Source organism: Edwardsiella hoshinae NBRC 105699 = ATCC 33379 (assembly GCF_000474215.1).
In the GTDB taxonomy this organism is placed as follows: domain Bacteria; phylum Pseudomonadota; class Gammaproteobacteria; order Enterobacterales; family Enterobacteriaceae; genus Edwardsiella; species Edwardsiella hoshinae.
In genome coordinates this window covers 1-15,777 of sequence record NZ_BAUC01000031.1, presented here as the reverse complement: position 1 = coordinate 15,777, position 15,777 = coordinate 1, and the positions used below count along the sequence as shown (strand labels likewise).

Below are 15,777 nucleotides of genomic sequence, written 5' to 3'. Positions count from 1 at the left end.
TCACAGATATTCATCATGATTATTATTTTTACAACAGCATACGGTGTGAAGGAGTAGGGCGCGCGCGGCTGGTAGCCGCTATTCAACGGAAATATTTTTATCTCATTGAATTTACTGACCTGATTTTTAACCAAAAGTTAGACATTTTGCACAGAAAATCATCAAGTTATTAATTTGATAGGAATCCCAATTACTGTATTATTTCTACGGCGAATTTCTCCGCAAACGTGAACGCAATCGATTACGCTTTTGGAAAACTCCTACTGGATCACAGTTTTCTGTATCCGTTTATTTCTATAATGCGCGTGGCCAGCGAGCAGGCACCTGAGCGAGTGATGGCTGATTTGTGGCGATGTTGACATGTTGTCGTTGTCTCCCTCTGCGTAGGGAGCTTTTTAAGGTATGTGGCACTCATATGAAAAAAACAATTTTAGCTGCGGGCGCGCTGTTATCCTGTCTTTCCACCACCAGCATGAATGCAACGGCGGCAGACAACAACGGCGAGTATCTTTCTGATTGGTGGCACCAGAGCGTCAACGTGGTAGGCAGTTATCACACGCGTTTTGGGCCGTTCCGTAACAATGATGTCTATCTGGAGTACGAAGCCTTCGCCAAGAAAGATTGGCTCGACTTCTATGGTTATGTCGACGTACCGAAGTTCTTCGGTGTCGGTAACAGCGTCGATAAAGGGGTATGGGACAAAGGTTCGCCGTTGTTTATGGAGATCGAGCCGCGTTTCTCCATCGATAAGCTGACCGGCCTGAACCTGGGCTTTGGTCCGTTCAAGGAGTGGTACTTCGCGAACGACTATGTCTTCGACATGGGACACAATAGCAATAATCGTCAGAACACGTGGTACATGGGTCTGGGGACGGACATCGACACGGGCTTGCCGATGAGCCTGTCACTGAACGTGTACGGCAAATATCAGTGGGAAAACTACGGTGCGGCTAACGAGAATAGCTGGGACGGCTATCGCGTCAAGGTGAAATACTTTGTACCGTTGACCGAGCTGTGGGGCGGTAACCTGAGCTATATCGGCTTTACCAACTTCGACTTCGGCTCTCGTCTGGGCGATAAGTCCGGCGCTGGCACCAACGGTAATCAGCTGCGCTCCAACAATTCCATCGCCTCCAGCCATATCCTGGCGTTGAACTACACCCATTGGCACTACTCGGTGGTGGCGCGTTATTTCCATAACGGTGGTCAGTGGAAAGAGGGCGCGGCGCTGGGTGAAGATCTGCATCCGACCGGCTGGGGTTACTACCTGGTGGTGGGATACAACTTCTAATTCCTCTATTTCCGGTGATCCAGGCTCCGTCTCGACGGGGCCTGTTCTTTTTGCGCGCCTGGATGGCGCAAGCGCGGGCACCGTGCGCGGGGAACACCGCCGGTCTATGCCTCGCGGCAAGAAAAAAGAGGAACCGCAGCAAAAAATCGAGCCGTTTTTTCGCGACCTGTTTTAAGCGATGATGATGGCGTCGTACAGCGCACATTTTCCCTCTTCAAGGAGCAATCATGACCCGACACCTCAGCAAGGATACCCAGTTGTGCATGTCATTGGCGGCACGCCCGGGTAACTTTGGCACGCGTTTTCATAACTACCTGTATGACGCCCTCGATCTGGATTACTTGTATAAGGCGTTTACCACACACGACATTGTGGCCGCCATCGGCGGCGTGCGCGCCTTGGGCGTGCGCGGCTGCGCCATCTCGATGCCTTTTAAGGAGGCGGTGATCCCGCTAATGGATGAGATGGACGCCTCGGCGGCGGGGATCGGTTCGGTGAACACCATTGTCAATAGCGCCGGTTGGCTCAAGGCCTATAACACCGACTATATCGCAATCGCTCAGTTGTTGCGCCAGTATGCCCTTGATCCTACGCTGACTTTTGCCCTGCATGGTAGCGGCGGGATGGCCAAAGCCGTCGCTTGTGCCTTAAAGGATGCCGGGTTTAGCCGTGGCTACATCGTGGCGAAGAATGCCGACAGCGGCCAACAGTTGGCGCAACTCTACGGTTATCGCTGGTGTCAGACGCTGCCTCCCGAGGCCTCGGTTGATCTGCTGATCAACGCCACGCCTGTCGGTATGTTGGGAAGTGAGTTTGCCAGCGCGTGCTCCTTTAGCCTGGAGCGGATTGCCCAGGCCTGTGCGATCTTCGAGGTGGTGGCGCAGCCGATCGAGACCCCCTTGGTACAGGCGGCGCGCGCGGCAGGGAAGACGGTGATCACCGGTGCCGAAGTGTTCGCCATTCAGGCGGTGGAACAGTTCGTCTTGTATACCGGCATTCGGCCCGAGCACGCGTTATTCTTACAAGCCGCGGCCTACGCGCGCGGGGAGTGAGTCGCAAGCGAGAAGACACGCCCGTCGCCGGTGGCGGCGGGCGTCAGGGCGTTACTCGGCGTCGTCTAGCGTATAGGGTAAGGGCGCGATCGTCAGTTGGCTGCGTTCATCGTCGCGGACGCGCCATACACTGTCAGCGGCAAGATCGTTGCTCAATACCGCCTGAATATAGACCTCGCCATTGGCCAGACGCTGCGCGGCCAATACGGTTCCGCTGCGGCGCCAGCTATCGCCCAAGCGCAGTTCGAGATCCTCGCTGGCGTGCGGCAAGCGCCCGGCGCTACCACGCAGCCAGAACAGGGCGCGCCGGTTGGCGCCACGGTATTTGGCACGCGCCACCATCTCTTGGCCGCTATAACATCCCTTAGTGAAGCTGATCCCCCCGAGGGCTTGGAGGTTGACCGCCTGTGGCAGGAACTGGTCGCAGCTCGCCTCATCGATGATCGCCAACCCCGCCTCGATATCCAATGCGAGCCATTGTTCGCCGTCGCTGAGGCGTGCGCGGCCGCGCAATCGTTGGATGACGCGCTTCGCCTCCTCTTCATCGTCGCAGACTACCAGGTAGCGCGGTTGAGGATCGGCGAAGAATAACAGCTGGCTGTGGGCAGCCTGGCGGAGCGGGCAGTTGGCATCGGGTAGATCGCTAAATAGCTCACGCAGCGCCTCGCTGGCTTGCGCACCGGCGAGACCGAGTACGATCGCTTGCGGGTCGTTAGCGAGGGTGACCTTAGCGAAAACGGCGTATTTCTTCAATTCCAGCAACTGGAGTTCGGCCACGCTGCGGCGCAGCAGATAGGCGAAGCCGTCGCCGCGCCGCCATAGGCGTAGCGTACTCCATAGTTTGCCTTTGGCATCACAGTGCGCGCACAAGGCATGTTGCTGCGCCGTTAAGGCTGGGACATCGAGCGTGAGCTGGCCTTGCAGGTAGTGCTGTGCATCCACGCCACTGACGTTGACCAGTTGCCAGTCGGTGAGAGCCATCAGGGTGAGGGGCAGTTGGGCGGCGGCCAGCACGGGCTGCGCGGTGAATTGGGCGTTAAGGTTCATGATAGTTCCCTGTAAGGTCATATCGGAAGTCGTGTCCATGGTAAGAGAGCCAGCATGCGATGCCAATGGATAATTGCGTTGCGCTGTCATCGCGTGAGGCGGCCTCCCCGCCGTGAGATTCAGCACGCGTGAATAACCTCTGCATGCGGTCAGCGCGGGCGGATGTATTGCGTAACATATTACAACTTCAGAAGAAAAACGCACAGATAACAAATATTGCCGCGTTGAGGTACGGCAAAATATGACGGAGTGTGAAGGGATTTCCGCAATGAAGTTCTTTTTCACGCTAGAATAGAGAACGATTAGCGACGGGGTGAAATCAGGCCTGCACAATGCGGCCCCTTCCCCGTATTTTGCCATCAGTGCGCAAATTTAAATTTTAAGCCGGAGTGAATGAGTCATGGATATCAATAATAAAGCACGGGTTCACTGGGCATGTCGCCGTGGCATGCGGGAGTTGGACATCGCCATTATGCCCTTCTTCGAGCATGAATATGAGACGATGAGCGATGCCGATAAGCAGACGTTTGTCCGCCTGTTGAGCTATGACGATCCCGAGTTATTCAAGTGGTTGATGAACCAAGGCGTACCGGAGGATGTTGAGCTGGCACGAATGATTACCCTGATTCAGACGCGAAATAAAGCACGTGGCCCCATGGTGCTGTAATATCCATGTCTCCTGGCGTACCCAGGTGATCGCATTGCTGGGATATGGCGCGTTGGTGCTGGCGATTCTCTTGGCCCCTTGGCCGGAGAGTTATGGCGTCAGCGCCATCTGGCTGGTGCTGCTGGTGGCGGTGATCTTCGAGTGTATCCGCAGCCAGCGTCGGATCGCGCGCAATCGTGGGGAGCTGCAATACCACGCGACGGGAGAGTGGCGTTGGCAACAGCGTGAATGGCGTCTAGCCCGCCGCCCGTGGATCAGCGATATGGGGGTGTTGCTGCTGTTGCAAAGCTGTACGGGGCCGGCGCGTCGGCGACGCCTGTGGTTGGCCGCAGACAGCATGAGCCGCGACGAGTGGAGTGAATTACGCGCGCTATTACTGAACACCCGCGGCGCAGACGACTAGTCGTCGGGGCGTGCTCTGCATGGCTCGGGGGGCTTTCCTCTTTTTCCCCGTACTGTGGGCTGCGCGCCCGGGGCCGCGTAGCGCTGGAGGTTAGAGCAGCTCCGCCGCCTCCAGCATGATTTGCTGGCACCATTGCTGTAGGCGCTCATCGCTGAGATCGTATTGGTTGGCCTCATCCAAGGCGAGGCCGACAAACAGCCGTCCTTCATCTAAAGTCGCGCGTGAGGCGCTAAACGTGTAGCCCGTTGTCGGCCAATAGCCCACCATGTTGACGCCCAAGGGCAGCAACTGGTCGTGCAACAGCCCAAGCGCATCCTGGAACCATTCTCCGTAGCCCAACTGATCGCCAAGGCCATACAGCGCCACAATCTTGCCCCGCAGGGCGAGGGTCGGCAGGGTATCCCAGACCGCCTGCCAATCTTCCTGTAACTCGCCGAAATCCCAAGTAGGAATACCGAGGATTAGCATGTCGTACTGGGTCATCGCCGTGACTGATGTGTCTCTGATGTTATGTAAGGTGACCAGATCGGCACCGAGGATAGCGCGAATTTTTTCTGCCGCCATCTCGGTGTAGCAGGTGCTGGAGCCATAAAAAAGACCGATTTTCATTGTGTATTTGTCCGGTTAGCTAGAGCGGATAACGTCAGTGTAACAGATTTGAATCCACTGCCGGCATCATGTAGGCTGGCCGACAATGCCGCGCCGCATGTACTGCGGCGCGGCGCAAGGTCATCATGAGGATTGAGGAGTCGGAGTGCAGCAGCAGGATCAGGCGCTGATCGAACAATTTTTGGATGCGCTGTGGCTAGAGAAGAATCTGGCCGAAAATACCTTGTCCTCTTACCGCCAGGATCTGTGTACCCTCGCCGCGTGGCTGGCCGATCACGGTCTCTCGTTGCTGACGGCGTCGCACACGGATCTACAGGATTTCTTCGCCCAGCGAGTCGATGGCGGTTATAAGGCGTCCAGCTCTGCGCGCCTATTAAGCGCGCTGCGCCGTTGCTACCAGTATCTGTACCGTGAAACGTTGCGCAGCGATGATCCGAGTGCGTTGTTGGCGGCGCCGAAGCTGCCGCAGCGTCTGCCGAAAGATCTCTCCGAGGCACAGGTGGAGGCTTTGTTACAGGCGCCGGCGATCGATAACCCGTTGGAATTGCGCGATAAGGCGATGCTGGAACTGCTGTACGCTACCGGTCTGCGCGTCTCCGAGTTGGTGGGCTTGGGGCAGGAGGATGTCAGCTTACGCCAAGGGGTGGTACGGGTGATCGGTAAGGGAAACAAAGAGCGCTTGGTGCCGTTAGGGGAGGAGGCGATCTATTGGATCGAGTACTATCTGGAGTATGGACGCCCCTGGCTGGTGAATGGTCAGACGGTGGCAGTATTGTTTCCCAGTAACCGCGCGCGCCAGATGACGCGGCAGACTTTTTGGCACCGTATCAAGCACTATGCCGTGTTGGCCGGTATTGATACGCAACGCCTGTCACCGCACGTATTGCGCCATGCTTTCGCTACCCACCTGTTGAACCATGGCGCAGATTTGCGTGTCGTACAGATGCTTTTGGGACACAGTGATCTTTCCACCACCCAGATTTATACCCATGTCGCGACGGAGCGGCTCAGACAGCTACATCAACAGCATCATCCCCGCGCTTGAGCGGAGGGCAATGTAAAGGAATTGGTTATGAAAAAAAGCGTGATTTGGTTGGCATTACTGGCGGCCTCCGTCAGCAGCCTGGCCCGGGCAGACGATGCCACTATCCAACAGTCGTTGAAGAAGCTGGGGATCCAGCAGACGCAGATCCAGCCTTCGCCGGTAGCGGGCCTGAAGACGGTCTTCACCGAGGGCGGCGTGCTGTATGTGACGGATGATGGTAAGTATATCCTGCAAGGGCCGATGTATAACGTCAGTGGCGCGGTGCCGGAGAATGTGACCAATCAGCTATTGCTCCAGCGTCTCAATAAGCTGGAGCCGGAGATGATCGTCTATAAGGCACCGAAACAGAAGTATGTGATCACGGTCTTCACTGACATCACCTGTGGCTACTGCCATAAGCTGCACTCGCAGATTCAGGAGTATAACGATCTGGGGATCACGGTACGCTATCTGGCTTTCCCGCGTCAGGGCCTAGATTCGAAAGCCGAGAAAGATATGCAATCCATCTGGTGTATGGCCGATCGTCGCAAAGCCTTCGACGATGCCGTGAAGGGAGAGGCGATCTCACCGGCTACTTGTGACATCAATATTAAGTCCCACTATGAGCTGGGCGTACAGTTCGGCATTCAGGGGACGCCGGCGATCGTCCTGAGTAACGGGATGGTGATTCCAGGTTATCAGGGGCCGAAGGAGATGCTGGCGATGCTGGATGCCCAGGCGCAAATGAGTCAGAAGAAAGGGTAAGGCATTGGCGATCAAGACACGACTATGCCGGCGTGAGGCGGCGGTAGAGAGTCGCCTGCCGGATGCGTTACCGCCTCTGCTACGCCGCCTGTATGCGAACCGCGGGGTATGCAGCGCCGCGGAGTTAGAGCGTGGGGTCAATGGACTGCTCTCTTATACGTCACTGACGGGGATCGATGCAGCGGTGGCGTTATTGTATCAGGTGCTGACACAGCGCCTACGTCTGGTGATCGTCGGTGACTTTGATGCGGATGGGGCTACCAGCACCGCCTTATCGGTGTTGGCGCTGCGCGCCATGGGATGCGATCACGTGCAGTACCTGGTGCCCAATCGTTTCGACGATGGTTACGGCCTTAGCCCAGAGGTGGTCGCCCAGGCTGCCGAGATGGGCGCGGAGGTGATCATGACTGTCGATAATGGCGTCTCCTCCCACGCCGGGGTCGAGGCGGCACATGCGCGCGGTATCCGCGTGCTGGTGACCGATCACCACCTACCCGGTGCGACGCTGCCGGCGGCGGAGGCTATCGTCAATCCCAACTTGGTCGATTGCGCCTTCCCTTCGAAGTCTCTGGCCGGTGTCGGGGTCGCCTTTTATTTGATGTTGGCGCTGCGGCGTCATTTGAGCGAACAGGGCTGGTTCGCCCAGCGCGGGTGCTCGGCGCCCAATCTGGCCGAGCTGCTCGATTTGGTGGCTCTGGGGACCGTGGCGGACGTGGTCGCGCTGGATACCAACAACCGTATCTTGGTACACCAAGGGTTGCGCCGCATCCGTGCCGGACGCTGTCGCCCGGGGATTCGAGCGCTGCTCGAGGTGGCGAAGCGTGATGCCGCCCGTCTCACTGCCGGTGATCTGGGGTTCGCGCTGGGGCCGCGTCTGAATGCGGCTGGGCGTTTGGATGACATGTCACTGGGGGTCGCGTTGCTGCTGAGTGAGGATATGCCACAAGCCCGGGCATTGGCCTGTGACTTGGATAACCTTAACCAGACTCGGCGAGAGATAGAGCAGGGCATGCAGAGCGAGGCGTTGGCGATCTGCGCCTCGCTGGAGCGTACCCTGACTGAGCTCCCCTATGGCTTAGCGTTGTACCACCCCGAGTGGCATCAGGGGGTAGTCGGCATTTTGGCCTCGCGCATCAAGGAGCGTTTTTATCGTCCGGTGATCGCCTTCGCGCCGGCCGGGGACGGCCTGTTGAAAGGCTCTGGACGTTCGTTGCCCGGACTGCACATGCGCGATGCCTTGGAGCGTCTAGATACGTTGCATCCCGGTTTGCTACTGAAGTTCGGCGGCCATGCGATGGCCGCCGGGCTCACCATCGCGGCGGATCGCTTTGAGGATTTTCGCCGCCACTTCGCGACCTTGGTCGGCGAGTGGCTCGACCCGGCGCAGTTGGAAGGCGTCGTCTGGTCGGATGGGGCGCTTTGCAGCGAGGAACTGACGCTGCCGGTCGCGGAGCAGTTGCGGGAGGCGGGGCCTTGGGGCCAGGCGTTCCCTGAACCGACCTTCGACGGCTGTTTCCGTGTTCTCCAGCAACGGCTGGTGGGCGAGCGCCACTTGAAGTTGATGTTGGAGCCGTTGGCGGGGGGACCGTTATTGGACGGCATCGCTTTTAACGTCGACACCACACTGTGGCCGGACGCGAGTGTACGAGAGGTGGAGTTGGCCTACCGCCTCGATGTTAATGAGTACCGTGGAAATCGCAGTGTACAGTTAATGATTGAGCACCTCTGGCCGCGTTGAGGCAGTGTGCACAAAATCATGTATTGTAGAGGGGTGATATTTATCACCCCTTTATTTTATTAGCATAATTAATAACGAAGGGGCACAGATTAGTAAATTCGTTGAACTGTTGCGTTAAGTGCCGGATTTTATAGCAACAGTGCAGGATCTCTGCGTAAGGTCTGCCATTTCGCTAAACGAGTTGCTATAGTCTGTAGGGATAACGGGGGCAATTATGCCGCCCATCCGCCATCACATGGTGCGATATCCCGTTGCTTTACGTTTTTTCATCTTGGCCGGGGCGTAGGGTGGCAGTTTTCTTTCCTGGCCAGTGTACTTTTTATAGAAGATAACAGCATATGTTTGAAATTAATCCGGTAAAACACCGTATTCAGGACCTGTCTGCGCGGACAGATGTTCTGAGGGGGTATCTTTGACTATGATGCCAAGAAAGAGCGCCTAGAAGAGGTCAACGCCGAGCTGGAACAGCCGGATGTGTGGAATGAGCCGGAGCGTGCGCAGGCACTGGGCAAAGAGCGTTCCTCCCTCGAAAGTATCGTCAATACCATCGACGAGATGCACCAGGGGCTGGAGGATGTGGCCGGATTGCTGGAGCTGGCGGTCGAAGCCGACGACGAAGAGACCTTTAATGAGGCCGTCGCCGAACTGGATCAGCTCGAGGTGAAATTGGGGCAGTTGGAGTTCCGCCGTATGTTCTCCGGCGAGTACGATAGTGCCGACTGCTATCTGGACATTCAGGCCGGCTCTGGGGGCACTGAAGCCCAGGATTGGGCCAGCATGCTGTTGCGCATGTATCTGCGCTGGGCAGAAGCCAAAGGTTTCAAAACCGAAATTATCGAAGAATCCGAAGGTGAAGTGGCCGGCTTGAAGTCCGCCACCATCAAAATCAGCGGCGACTATGCTTACGGTTGGCTGCGTACCGAAACCGGCGTGCATCGCCTGGTGCGTAAGAGCCCGTTCGATTCCGGCGGTCGCCGTCATACCTCGTTCAGCTCCGCCTTTGTTTATCCTGAAGTGGATGACGATATCGATATCGATGTCAATCCGGCGGATCTGCGCATCGATGTTTATCGCGCCTCCGGCGCCGGCGGTCAGCACGTCAACAAGACGGAGTCCGCTGTGCGTATCACCCATATTCCGACCGGACTGGTGACCCAATGCCAGAATGACCGTTCACAGCATAAGAACAAAGATCAAGCCATGAAGCAGATGAAAGCGAAGCTTTATGAACTTGAGATGCAAAAGAAAAATGCTGAACGTCAACAGATGGAAGAGAATAAGTCCGATATCGGTTGGGGCAGTCAGATCCGCTCTTATGTGCTGGATGATTCCCGCATTAAAGATTTACGTACCAGCGTTGAGACACGTAATACACAGGCCGTGTTAGATGGCGACCTGGATAGGTTTATTGAGGCAAGTTTAAAAGCCGGGTTATGAGGAAACACTATGTCTGAACAACAGCAACAAGGCGCCGAACAGGCTCTGGACTTAAACAACGAAATGCAGACTCGCCGCGAGAAGCTGGCAGCCCTGCGTAAGGAAGGCGTCGCTTTCCCTAACGACTTCCGTCGTGATACCACGTCCGATAAGCTGCATAGCTTGTACGATGGTAAGAGCAAGGAAGAGCTGGAAGCACTGGACATTGAAGTTTCCGTCGCCGGGCGCATGATGACTCGCCGTATCATGGGTAAAGCCTCTTTCGTTACCTTGCAGGATATGGGCGGTCGTATCCAGCTGTACATCGCACGCGATGATCTGAAAGACGACGTATATAACGAACACTTCAAGAAGTGGGATCTGGGCGACATCATCGGCGCGCGTGGTAAACTGTTCCGCACTCAGACTGGCGAACTGTCTATCCACTGCCACTCTATCCGTCTGCTGACCAAGGCACTGCGTCCGCTGCCGGACAAGTTCCACGGCCTGTCTGACCAAGAAACCCGTTACCGTCAACGTTACCTGGATCTGATCGCCAACGAATCTTCCCGCGAAACTTTCCGTACGCGCTCTAAGATCCTGGCGGCTATCCGTAACTTCATGGTCAACAAAGGCTTCATGGAAGTCGAGACACCGATGATGCAGGTGATCCCGGGGGGAGCCTCTGCCCGTCCGTTCATCACGCACCACAATGCGTTGGATATCGACATGTACCTGCGTATCGCGCCGGAACTGTATCTGAAGCGCCTGGTGGTCGGTGGCTTCGAGCGGGTGTTCGAAATCAACCGTAACTTCCGTAACGAAGGTGTCTCTCCGCGTCACAACCCTGAGTTCACTATGATGGAACTCTATATGGCTTACGCGGATTATAAAGATCTGATCGTGTTGACCGAAGAGCTGTTCCGCACCATCAGCCAGGATGTGCTGGGTAGCAGCGTCGTACAGTACGGCGATCAGACTTTTGACTTTAGCAAGCCGTTCATCAAGATGAGCATGAAAGAGGCCATCTGCCACTATCGTCCGGACATCGCCTCTGCCGATCTGGATGACATGGAGAAAGCGTGTAAGATCGCCGAATCCCTGGGCATCAAGATCGAGAAGAGCTGGGGTCTGGGTCGCGTACAGTGCGAGATCTTCGACGAGACGGCCGAAAGCCAGCTGATCCAGCCGACCTTCATCACCGAATACCCGGCAGAAGTCTCCCCGCTGGCGCGCCGTAACGACGAGAATCCGTTCATCACCGACCGCTTCGAATTCTTCATCGGCGGCCGTGAGATCGGTAACGGCTTCTCCGAGCTGAATGACGCCGAAGATCAGGCCGAACGTTTCCTGGATCAGGTGAAAGCCAAAGATGCCGGTGACGACGAAGCCATGTTCTATGACGAAGACTATGTGACCGCGCTGGAGCATGGTCTGCCGCCGACCGCGGGTCTGGGTATCGGTATCGACCGTATGATGATGCTGTTCACCAACAGCCACACCATCCGTGACGTGATCCTGTTCCCGGCGATGCGTCCGCAGAAATAAGCGTCGATCTCTGCGCGTATCCGCCCCGGCCAAGCCGGGGCGAATGAGATGGTCATCCCCACCCTGTGAGCGGCACGCTGGCAGGGTGTTTTTCTTTCTGGAGAGGCCATCATGGAACACATTGCGCTTATTGGTATCGATCTCAGTAAACCCCCTTTTCATGTTCACTGCCAGGATAAATCTGGTAAGGCGCTTTTGCGGAAGAAATTCACGGGCACGAAGCTAATTTTAGCTTGTTGAGCAAATAACAGCGCTGGAATCAGAGTTAACCCCGTCAATCAACGTCGCTCAGTGTTACAAAAATGGGGGCGACCATAGATTTTTTTATCCGTGAATCCAGCGGTTAACCATCATGGGCGCTCGCTTCCATTCTCCTCATCCCATTTAGTCTCCTCAAGCGAGGCCAGACGGATATCGCAGCCGCGCTTAACGATAGATAGGGCAGGGCACGACGGTTGGCGACGCTAAGGACAGATTATCTTCGCCGTATAGGGATGTTCATGGCGATAAATTCGACTATGCGGAGATGTTCTATGATATATGCTGAAATATTCATCACTTAGCATCATTGCCTCTTGCTGCGCCGGCGGAAGTGACTATAATGGTTTGCACATCGCGGGCGTAGTTCAATGGTAGAACGAGAGCTTCCCAAGCTCTATACGAGGGTTCGATTCCCTTCGCCCGCTCCAATCTCCTCTCCAGTGCTCCGCTGAATTTCCACCACATAACGATTTAATTGATTTTTTCGGTATTTTCTTGCCAATAAAATTCGACTTATCTGACTTTCAATCAATCGACTGTGTTGTGTAGCCAGGCGTATGACGCCTCAGGTCGCCGCTAAGCCTATGCCAGGACTCTGACCTATCTTGGGATAGGCCGCGTAAAGCCGCAGAAAAACATCTAGCTAGACCGATGACAATGGGGCTATCACTCGCGCGCCTCATGGCCTGGTCTCTGTTATCGTTTTCTAGGGCAAGCCAGAGAGGTTCTCCTTAGATCGATGTCTATCCCACGTTTCCTGCCGAAGCCAGAAGCGGCGAGGTGAAGTTTAGGCGCTGTTGGCGGCAGCCAGCAATCTCAGTAACGTTGGTTTCAGCGATGCTGCCGCATACGCACTGCCGTCAACCCGAACGCATGCGTTTGCGGTTGAACACGTGTTCGCGCAGAGGCCGATAGCATTGCCATCCTGTCGGCAGGGGGATATCCCCTCCTCACGCCGGCCCAAGGGCGTTGTTTGATCCTATCTCGGATAGGAACACGATCTGCCCATCACGATCTCCGGTTTTCATCCCGTTAATTGGACGTGTGATAATACTGTCAATTTTCGCTGCCCAGGGAGCGGTGATTTCCAGCGTTGATGAAGCATTGGCAAAAGTAATAGATCCAAGTGCTATCACTAATCCAAGTAACTTGGTTCGCATCTCTATCCCCTAGAATTGGACTCCCGAATGCTTGCCGTGTCTCTGGGAGACGGGAATAACTTCGCCTCTGTAAGCGCCCAATTCATCGGTGCCTGGCACCAGCGGGACGATGGTGGTCAACGAGGACGGTCGGCGTCATGGTCTCTCTCCCACGAGGTTTCTTGGCTCAGCGCCAGAAGGCATGAGCCAGATGAAACCGAATGGGCCAACGGGCTCTCATGGCTATTGGTCGCTGTGACCGAATTCCGACGGCTCCCGCCTGGCCCAAGAGCGCGCGAAGGATTTGTACAAGAGTTGACCACCGACGTCTAGTGCGTTATATCTACATCTGGCTTTGGTATCGATATTTAAAATTATCTCATTTCATGCCGTCTCTGGTCGTTTCTATCCTCGATTCTCCACAACGGTGCTGATCAGGCGGAACGCAAGGCTCAGGCCGGATTCGGGGCGGTTGATTGCATGTGCTGCAAAGGGATATGGGCTATGGAGGCTTGGATCTGGCGAGCGTATTGGACGGTGTTGGGCCTGTTCACGCCGTTGGCGGTCGCCCAGGCGCAAACGCACGACAGTGCCGTTCAGGAGGTGCTGCGCCAGCAGGAGCGCGAGCGGGTGCTGCGCGGGCAACAGGAAGCGTTGCCTGATGTGCGGTTGTGGCCAGAGCCGTCGCCGCCGCCTGGGCACCTGCCCGCTGGCGAGACGCCATGCTTTCGCATTTCGCAGATCCAGCTTGATGGCGAGGATGCTCAGCGCTTCTCTTGGGCGCTGAGGGCGGCGGCTCCGAGAAGCGACCCTTTTACCGGTCGCTGTCTGGGCACCGCTGGAATTAACGTTGTGATGGCTCGCGTACAGAACGCCATCATCGCTCGCGGTTTCATCACCACGCGTGTCCTGGCAGCGCCACAGGATCTCAACACCGGCACGTTGACCCTGACGATCGTTCCAGGCCGCATCCGCGCCATTCGCTTCGCCGCTGGCACATCACTCAAGGCCACCGCCTGGAACGCCGTCCCGGCCAGGCGCGGCGATCTGCTCAACCTGCGCGACATCGAGCAGGCACTGGAGAACTTTACGCGCGTGCCGACGGTGGAGGCGGACATCCAGATCGTCCCGACCGATGGCGAAGATGCCCGCCCCGGCGAAAGCGACCTGGTCATCGCCTGGCGGCAGCGTTCTCCCCCGATCCGGCTTTCCGCTTCCCTGGATAACACCGGCAGCAAGGCGACGGGCAAGCACCAGGGCGAGCTGACCGTCTCGCTTGATGATCTCCTCATGTGGAACGACCTGTTCTACGCCAACCTCAACCACGACGTTTTCAACGGCAACAGCAAGGGCACCAAGGGCTACACCGCGCACTACAGCGTGCCCTACGGCTACTGGACGCTCAGCGCCACGATCAGCGGCTACGAGTACCGGCAGACCGTCGCCGGCTACAGCCAGGACTATGTCTACAGCGGCACCAGCGACAACGCCGAACTGCGCCTGTCGCGGCTCGTCTATCGCGATGCCATGCGCAAGACTACCCTCTACGTGCGTGGCTGGATGCGCAAGTCCGACAACTTCATCGACGACACCGAAGTCGAGATCCAACGCCGCCGCACCGGCGGCTGGGAGCTAGGGCTGATGCACCGCGAATACCTGGGCGAAAGCACGCTCGATGCGAGCCTGGCCTACCGGCGCGGCACGGGGGCTTTCAACGCGATGCCGGCGCCCGAGGAGGACTTCGGCGAAGGCACCTCGCGGATGAAGGTCATCACCGCCGACGCCCAGCTCATGGTTCCCCTGTCGCTCGGGTCGCAACGCGCCCGCTACATCGGTAGCTGGCGCGCGCAATGGGAGCGCACGCCACTCGTCCCGCAAGACCGCTTCTCCATCGGCGGTCACTACACCGTCCGCGGCTTTGACGGCGAACTGACCCTGCTGGGCGAGCGCGGCTGGGTCTGGCGCAACGAACTGGGGCTGCTGCTTGGCGCCGGTCAGGAGCTCTATTTCGGTGCCGACTACGGCCACGTCGGCGGCCCGTCCACGCGCTGGCTCCGGGGGCGCAACCTGGCCGGCTCGGTCATCGGCCTGCGCGGCGGTGCCAGGCGGTTCTATTGGGATCTCTCCGCCGGCACCCCGCTCTTCAAGCCCGGAGGCTTCAAGAGCGACTCGCTCACGACTGGCTTCAGCCTCAGCTGGTTCTACTGATTTCGTGCAAGCATAAGGATGTGACGACATGAACAAGAACCTCTATCGCATCGTTTTCAACCGGGCGTTGGGCCTGTTCCAGGTTGTCGCCGAGATTGTCCGCAGCAACGGACCAGGAGCCAGCGCCGGCAGCACCGCTGCTGGCAGCCGGTGCCTCGCCACGGTCAGCCCCTTACGGTTTGCGCTGGCGCTGGCGCTCGGTCAGGCGGTTATCCTCCCTCTGGCCCATGCCCAGGTCGTCGCCGACCCGAGAGCGCCCGGGAATCAGCGCCCGACGGTACTGGAGGCCGCCAACGGAGTCCCCCTGGTGAATATCCAGACGCCCAGCGCCGCTGGCATCTCGCGCAACACCTACAAGCAATTCGACGTCGACCCGCAAGGCGCCATCCTCAACAATTCGCGTATAAACACACAGACGCAGTTGGGCGGCTGGGTGCAAGGCAACCCGTGGCTGGCGCGCGGCACCGCCCGCATCATCCTCAACGAAGTCAACTCCAGCGACCCGAGCCAACTGCGCGGCTACATGGAAGTGGCCGGCGATCGTGCACAACTGGTCATCGCCAACCCCGCAGGTATTTCCTGCGACGGCTGCGGCTTCATCTGTGGGGT

14 protein-coding genes, 1 tRNA gene and 1 pseudogene are annotated in these 15,777 nt (G+C 57.3%); 13 read left to right on the top strand and 3 right to left on the bottom strand.

Going from position 1 to position 15,777, the window contains the following annotated elements; translation table 11 throughout:
* Positions 1 to 415: 415 nt before the first annotated feature.
* Complete coding sequence (locus EHO01S_RS13065; protein ID WP_024524372.1) at positions 416 to 1,291, top strand: nucleoside-specific channel-forming protein Tsx; 876 nt, start codon at positions 416 to 418, stop codon at positions 1,289 to 1,291.
* Positions 1,292 to 1,518: 227 nt separating this feature from the next.
* Complete coding sequence (locus EHO01S_RS13060; RefSeq protein WP_024524371.1) at positions 1,519 to 2,343, top strand: shikimate 5-dehydrogenase; 825 nt, start codon at positions 1,519 to 1,521, stop codon at positions 2,341 to 2,343.
* Between the two features lie 51 nt (positions 2,344 to 2,394).
* Here the strand turns inward: EHO01S_RS13060 and ygfZ are convergent, their stop codons facing one another.
* Positions 2,395 to 3,390 (bottom strand): tRNA-modifying protein YgfZ, encoded by a 996-nt coding sequence (gene ygfZ / locus EHO01S_RS13055; RefSeq protein ID WP_024524370.1) that lies wholly within the window; start codon positions 3,388 to 3,390, stop codon positions 2,395 to 2,397.
* Between the two features lie 400 nt (positions 3,391 to 3,790).
* Between ygfZ and sdhE the strand changes: the two genes are divergently transcribed.
* Entirely contained in the window at positions 3,791 to 4,057 is a 267-nt protein-coding gene (gene sdhE, locus EHO01S_RS13050; RefSeq protein ID WP_024524369.1) for an FAD assembly factor SdhE, read from the top strand.
* Complete coding sequence (locus EHO01S_RS13045) at positions 4,038 to 4,460, top strand: protein YgfX (RefSeq protein WP_024524368.1); 423 nt, start codon at positions 4,038 to 4,040, stop codon at positions 4,458 to 4,460. Before sdhE ends, EHO01S_RS13045 begins: the two co-directional genes overlap by 20 nt.
* Positions 4,461 to 4,550: 90 nt before the next feature.
* Here EHO01S_RS13045 and fldB read toward each other — a convergent pair whose 3' ends face one another.
* Positions 4,551 to 5,069 carry a flavodoxin FldB gene (gene fldB / locus EHO01S_RS13040; RefSeq protein WP_024524367.1) on the bottom strand — a complete coding sequence of 173 codons (519 nt, stop codon included), beginning with the start codon at positions 5,067 to 5,069 and terminating at the stop codon, positions 4,551 to 4,553.
* Positions 5,070 to 5,214: 145 nt separating this feature from the next.
* On the opposite strand from fldB, the gene xerD reads away from it, so the two are divergent.
* The 7 genes and pseudogenes from xerD (at position 5,215) to EHO01S_RS13010 (ending at position 12,249) form a co-directional block, all read left to right on the top strand.
* Entirely contained in the window at positions 5,215 to 6,114 is a 900-nt protein-coding gene (xerD, locus tag EHO01S_RS13035) for a site-specific tyrosine recombinase XerD (protein ID WP_024524366.1), read from the top strand.
* A 27-nt stretch (positions 6,115 to 6,141) separates the two neighbouring features.
* Positions 6,142 to 6,858: a bifunctional protein-disulfide isomerase/oxidoreductase DsbC gene (gene dsbC, locus EHO01S_RS13030; protein WP_024524365.1), complete on the top strand. Its 717-nt coding sequence runs from the start codon at positions 6,142 to 6,144 to the stop codon at positions 6,856 to 6,858.
* Between the two features lie 4 nt (positions 6,859 to 6,862).
* Positions 6,863 to 8,596 carry a single-stranded-DNA-specific exonuclease RecJ gene (gene recJ, locus EHO01S_RS13025; RefSeq protein ID WP_024524364.1) on the top strand — a complete coding sequence of 578 codons (1,734 nt, stop codon included), beginning with the start codon at positions 6,863 to 6,865 and terminating at the stop codon, positions 8,594 to 8,596.
* A gap of 338 nt (positions 8,597 to 8,934) precedes the next feature.
* Positions 8,935 to 10,033 (top strand): peptide chain release factor 2 gene (prfB, locus tag EHO01S_RS13020; protein ID WP_115314440.1). Its coding sequence is split into 2 segments (ribosomal slippage): positions 8,935 to 9,009 and positions 9,011 to 10,033, totalling 1,098 coding nucleotides; the frame shifts between segments, so codons are not numbered across the junction.
* A 9-nt stretch (positions 10,034 to 10,042) separates the two neighbouring features.
* Positions 10,043 to 11,560, top strand: a complete 1,518-nt coding sequence (gene lysS / locus EHO01S_RS13015; protein WP_024524362.1) for a lysine--tRNA ligase — start codon at positions 10,043 to 10,045, stop codon at positions 11,558 to 11,560.
* A 111-nt stretch (positions 11,561 to 11,671) separates the two neighbouring features.
* Positions 11,672 to 11,788: pseudogene (locus EHO01S_RS18905) on the top strand (IS110 family transposase); the annotation flags it as partial.
* A 387-nt stretch (positions 11,789 to 12,175) separates the two neighbouring features.
* Positions 12,176 to 12,249, top strand: a tRNA-Gly gene (locus EHO01S_RS13010).
* 522 nt (positions 12,250 to 12,771) lie between these two features.
* Here the strand turns inward: EHO01S_RS13010 and EHO01S_RS18900 are convergent.
* Positions 12,772 to 12,981: a hypothetical protein gene (locus EHO01S_RS18900; protein WP_148707542.1), complete on the bottom strand. Its 210-nt coding sequence runs from the start codon at positions 12,979 to 12,981 to the stop codon at positions 12,772 to 12,774.
* Between the two features lie 483 nt (positions 12,982 to 13,464).
* Here EHO01S_RS18900 and EHO01S_RS13005 point away from each other — a divergent pair, with 483 nt between their 5' ends.
* Positions 13,465 to 15,168, top strand: coding sequence for a ShlB/FhaC/HecB family hemolysin secretion/activation protein (locus tag EHO01S_RS13005; RefSeq protein ID WP_024524361.1), 1,704 nt, complete (start codon positions 13,465 to 13,467; stop codon positions 15,166 to 15,168).
* Positions 15,169 to 15,196: 28 nt separating this feature from the next.
* Positions 15,197 to 15,777, top strand: a 581-nt coding sequence (locus EHO01S_RS17620; protein ID WP_035370603.1) for a two-partner secretion domain-containing protein, incomplete at its 3' end; no start/stop codon positions are given.

Bases quoted from the DNA above. Each gene is read 5' to 3' on its own strand.
- EHO01S_RS13065 (WP_024524372.1), top strand. From the start codon at position 416: ATGAAAAAAACAATTTTAGCTGCGGGCGCGCTGTTATCCTGTCTTTCC.
- EHO01S_RS13060 (WP_024524371.1), top strand. From the start codon at position 1,519: ATGACCCGACACCTCAGCAAGGATACCCAGTTGTGCATGTCATTGGCG.
- ygfZ (WP_024524370.1), bottom strand. From the start codon at position 3,390: ATGAACCTTAACGCCCAATTCACCGCGCAGCCCGTGCTGGCCGCCGCC.
- sdhE (WP_024524369.1), top strand. From the start codon at position 3,791: ATGGATATCAATAATAAAGCACGGGTTCACTGGGCATGTCGCCGTGGC.
- fldB (WP_024524367.1), bottom strand. From the start codon at position 5,069: ATGAAAATCGGTCTTTTTTATGGCTCCAGCACCTGCTACACCGAGATG.
- dsbC (WP_024524365.1), top strand. From the start codon at position 6,142: ATGAAAAAAAGCGTGATTTGGTTGGCATTACTGGCGGCCTCCGTCAGC.
- lysS (WP_024524362.1), top strand. From the start codon at position 10,043: ATGTCTGAACAACAGCAACAAGGCGCCGAACAGGCTCTGGACTTAAAC.
- EHO01S_RS18900 (WP_148707542.1), bottom strand. From the start codon at position 12,981: ATGCGAACCAAGTTACTTGGATTAGTGATAGCACTTGGATCTATTACT.
- EHO01S_RS13005 (WP_024524361.1), top strand. From the start codon at position 13,465: ATGGAGGCTTGGATCTGGCGAGCGTATTGGACGGTGTTGGGCCTGTTC.